This is a genomic window from Sphingosinicella sp. (assembly GCF_052387495.1).
Lineage (GTDB): Bacteria > Pseudomonadota > Alphaproteobacteria > Sphingomonadales > Sphingomonadaceae > Allosphingosinicella.
Genome location: NZ_JBQTJC010000248.1, coordinates 1 through 3,459 on the forward strand (window position 1 = coordinate 1; position 3,459 = coordinate 3,459).

The 3,459-nt window shown below is 66.7% G+C and carries 4 protein-coding genes, 1 tRNA gene and 1 pseudogene; 4 read left to right on the forward strand and 2 right to left on the reverse strand.

The genetic code is table 11. The annotated features are described in order from the left end of the window. Window positions 1-778 precede the first annotated feature (778 nt). Window positions 779-868, reverse strand: a tRNA-Ser gene (locus ACT4N8_RS13600). Window positions 869-998: 130 nt separating this feature from the next. On the opposite strand from ACT4N8_RS13600, the gene hspQ reads away from it, so the two are divergent. From hspQ to ACT4N8_RS13620, 4 genes and pseudogenes are all read left to right on the forward strand, one after another. Further along, window positions 999-1,376: a heat shock protein HspQ gene (gene hspQ / locus ACT4N8_RS13605; protein ID WP_444858661.1), complete on the forward strand. Its 378-nt coding sequence runs from the start codon at window positions 999-1,001 to the stop codon at window positions 1,374-1,376. A 201-nt stretch (window positions 1,377-1,577) separates the two neighbouring features. Next, complete coding sequence (gene rplU, locus ACT4N8_RS13610; protein WP_444858659.1) at window positions 1,578-2,075, forward strand: 50S ribosomal protein L21; 498 nt, start codon at window positions 1,578-1,580, stop codon at window positions 2,073-2,075. A 25-nt stretch (window positions 2,076-2,100) separates the two neighbouring features. Continuing rightward, entirely contained in the window at window positions 2,101-2,370 is a 270-nt protein-coding gene (gene rpmA / locus ACT4N8_RS13615) for a 50S ribosomal protein L27 (protein WP_444858660.1), read from the forward strand. Between the two features lie 168 nt (window positions 2,371-2,538). Continuing rightward, window positions 2,539-3,033 (forward strand): annotated as a pseudogene (locus ACT4N8_RS13620) (GNAT family N-acetyltransferase); the annotation flags it as partial. Here ACT4N8_RS13620 and soxR read toward each other — a convergent pair. Then, the gene (gene soxR, locus ACT4N8_RS13625) at window positions 2,982-3,422 is read right to left on the reverse strand and encodes a redox-sensitive transcriptional activator SoxR (protein ID WP_444858662.1); all 441 of its coding nucleotides are present in this window, start codon (window positions 3,420-3,422) and stop codon (window positions 2,982-2,984) included. The pseudogene ACT4N8_RS13620 and the gene soxR overlap by 52 nt on opposite strands. Window positions 3,423-3,459: the final 37 nt, after the last annotated feature.

Consider the following 3,459-nt stretch of genomic DNA (forward strand, 5'->3'; position numbering starts at 1 on the left):
GCCTCGATGCTCCGCTCCATTGCCTGGCGCTTCCATCCGGGATGCTTGCGCACCAGACGCTTGGCGGCCTTCAGCTCATCGACCGGCATCATGATCCACCGCCCGACCGCGCTCACGCGGTTGGACCCGGATCCGGACTTCATGGACTTCGGCATCGAGACCTCCTACTTTCAGGGGGTCTCACGAAAGCGTGCGGCCGCGAGAACCCCATTGGCGGGGACGGCCAGGCACCTGGCCGTCTTAGCCGGCCGGGGGTTCGGCGGCGGGCCTCATTGTCGCGCGGACAAGGGGTGGGTCCAACCCCCTTTCATGGGCCGACTTCTAAGCCTTTCATGTCGCGGTGATTTTTCGTGAGAATCGCCGAAAATCCACTTTACTTTCGTGGGTTATCGGGGGGTGGAGAGGGCTTCGGATTGCGGCCCCACGCTCGAACAAATGGGCGATTCGCGAGCGGGCGGCCTGCTTCCCTGCTGGCGAAGATTTTTACCCTGCCCGCGAAATATTATACCCTGCCCGATCGCGCGGGAAACGGGCAGGCAAGTCGCTGATTTTGCAGGGTTCTAGACGGCAATGGAGGCCGGCCGAGTCCAATTGCGTTTTTTTCGCGGTTTGCAGGGAAACGGTACCACCGGCCATGCCTTCGGAGAAAGTCGCGGAAATTGCGGCTCATAAAGGGATCGGGTGCGCTCTCCGCGGTACCTTTTGGGAGAGAATTTGGCGCGGAAAGGCGGGAATTTCGCGGTGACCGGCGCGGCGTTCTCGGCAGCGGCAGACTAAGTGGCGGAGAGGGAGGGATTCGAACCCTCGGAACGCTTGCGCGCTCAACGGTTTTCGAGACCGCCCCGTTCGACCACTCCGGCACCTCTCCGCTGAGCGAGGCTCGCTAGGCCCGCCTCAAGGCGCGCCCGGTCGAATGAGCGGGGCGCTCTAGCCCAAGGACCGGACCTTGCCAAGCCGCCTTGCTTGCCGCCTCGGCGGCGAAGGCCTACATGGGTGACATGACCGCCACCGACAACCGACCGCAGGCCGAAGGCGCCCCCAAGGCGCCGCCGATCGCCCATGCGCGCTTTTCGATCGGCGACGTCGTCAAGCATCGCATGTTCGATTTCCGCGGCGTGATCTTCGACATCGATCCGGTCTTCGCGAACAGCGAGGAATGGTATCAGTCAATCCCCGAGGACGTCCGCCCGCCCAAGGACCAGCCTTTCTATCACCTGCTCGCCGAGAATGCGGAGAGCTCCTACGTCGCCTATGTCAGCCAGCAGAATCTGCTGCCCGACGAGGAGGATCTCCCCGTCGACCATCCGGCGATCCGGGACATGTTCGAGGGCTTCGAACGGGGGCGCTATCGGCTGCGCCCCGAGCGGCGGCACTGACGGCCCCGACAGGCCGTCACCCCGGCGAAGGCCGGGGTCTCGCGGGAAGGGCCGCGACCTCTTGTCCCGAGATTCCGGCCTGCGCCGGAATGACGGGGGTGGGTTGGTTGACAGCGGCGGCCTCGCTATGTAGCAGCCGGCGTCCCGCGCTTGAGGCGTGCCTCGGCGCGGCCAAGCTATTTTGATTTATTGGATAGGCCCATGTTCGCAATCGTGCGCACGGGCGGCAAGCAATATCGCGTCGCCGCCGGAGACAAGATCGTCGTCGAGAAGCTCGCCGGAGAGGCGGGCGACAGCGTCACCCTGGACGACGTCCTGCTGGCCGGCGACGGCGGCGAGCTGAAGTCGACCGACGGGCTCACCGTCGCCGCCGAGATCGTCGCCCAGGCGAAAGCCGACAAGGTCACCGTCTTCAAGAAGAAGCGCCGCCACAATTACCGCCGCAAGCGCGGCCACCGCCAGCAGCTGACGATCCTCAAGATCGTGAGCATCGGCGGCAAGGGCGCGAGCAAGAAGGCCAAGGTGGACGAAGCGCCCAAGGCGGAGGCGCCGGCCAAGGGCGGCGTCGAGACGCCCGCCAAGGCAAGGGCGGAGGCGCCGAAGAAGGCAGCCGCGACCAAGAAGGCCGCCGACAAAGGCGATGCTGCACCCGCGAAGAAGGCTTCGACAAAGAAGCCTTCTGCTGCTAAGGGTAAATGAACGGAATCGGGTTTAGAGAAGAACCATGGCACATAAGAAAGCAGGCGGCTCGTCGCGTAACGGCCGCGATTCACAGGCGAAGCGCCTCGGCGTGAAGAAGTTCGGCGGCGAGAATGTCGTCGGCGGCAACATCATCGTGCGCCAGCGCGGCACCAAATATTATCCGGGTCAGAATGTCGGCATCGGCAGGGATCATACCCTGTTCGCGCTTACCGACGGCACCGTCGCGTTTCGCGACGGCAAGCTCGGCCGCAAGTACGTCCACATTATGTGTGCGCAACCGGCGGCGGAATAGGGGCAGCCAAGGACGGGCTGCCCAGGGAAGGGTGGCCCAAGGGTTCCAACGGAACCATGTGAGGGAGAGGCCACCGCCTCTCCCTTTTTCATTTCTCCCTCACAACGACGTGTCGCCGGGCCGTCATGCCGCGAAGGCATGGGCCGGCGCGAGTGAAGGGGAAGTGAGATGTTCGCGAGAACCCAGAGACTGCTCTTGAGGCCCGGCTTCCGGGAGGACGCGCCCGCGCTCTTCCGGGCGATCGCCGACGAGGCGATCGTCCGCAACCTCGCCACCGCCCCCTGGCCCTATCGTTTCGCGGACGCGGAGAGCTTCCTTTCGCGCGAGCAGGAGGCCGCCTGCCTGATCTTCCTGCGCACGCAAGGCGCGCCGCGGCTGATCGGCGGGGTGGGCTTCGGCCCCACGCCGGACGGCGGGCAGGAACTCGGCTACTGGATCGCGCGGCCCTATTGGGGGCTCGGCTTCGCGACCGAGGCGGCGCGGGCGATGATTGCCAACGCCCGCGATTCGCTGCGGCTGAGGCGGCTCGAGGCGGGGCATTTCCTCGACAATCCGGCCTCGGGCCGGGTGCTGAGCAAGCTCGGCTTCCGCCCGACCGGCACGGTTTCGCGCTACAGCGCGGGCCGGCGCGCCGAGGCGCCCTGCCGTGAGCTCGTGCTGGACCTCCAGGACGAAGCGGAGGCGCCGACCGAGGTCCGCGCGATGGCGGCCAAGGCCTCCACGAGGTGGCGTGGGCCCGGACCTTCGCCGGCCGCGCGGTCCTCTGGGTTGCGCAGGGGGCAGTCGTCGACCGAAAGGCAGCCACAGCCGATGCAGGACTCGAGGCGGTCGCGGAGGCGACTCAGCAGCGCGATGCGGCGATCGAGGTCGGCGCGCCAGGCGCCGGCGAGCTTCGTCCAGCCGGCCTTGCCGGCGGGCAGCGAATCCAGGCGCCGGCGGATCTCGGCGAGTGGGATGCCGACCGCCTGCGCGACGCGGATGATCGCCACCCGGCGCAGCACGGCGCGCTCGTAGCGGCGCTGGTTGCCGCCGCTGCGCCAGCTCTCGATCAGTCCCTCGCGCTCGTAGAAATGGAGCGCGGAGACGGAA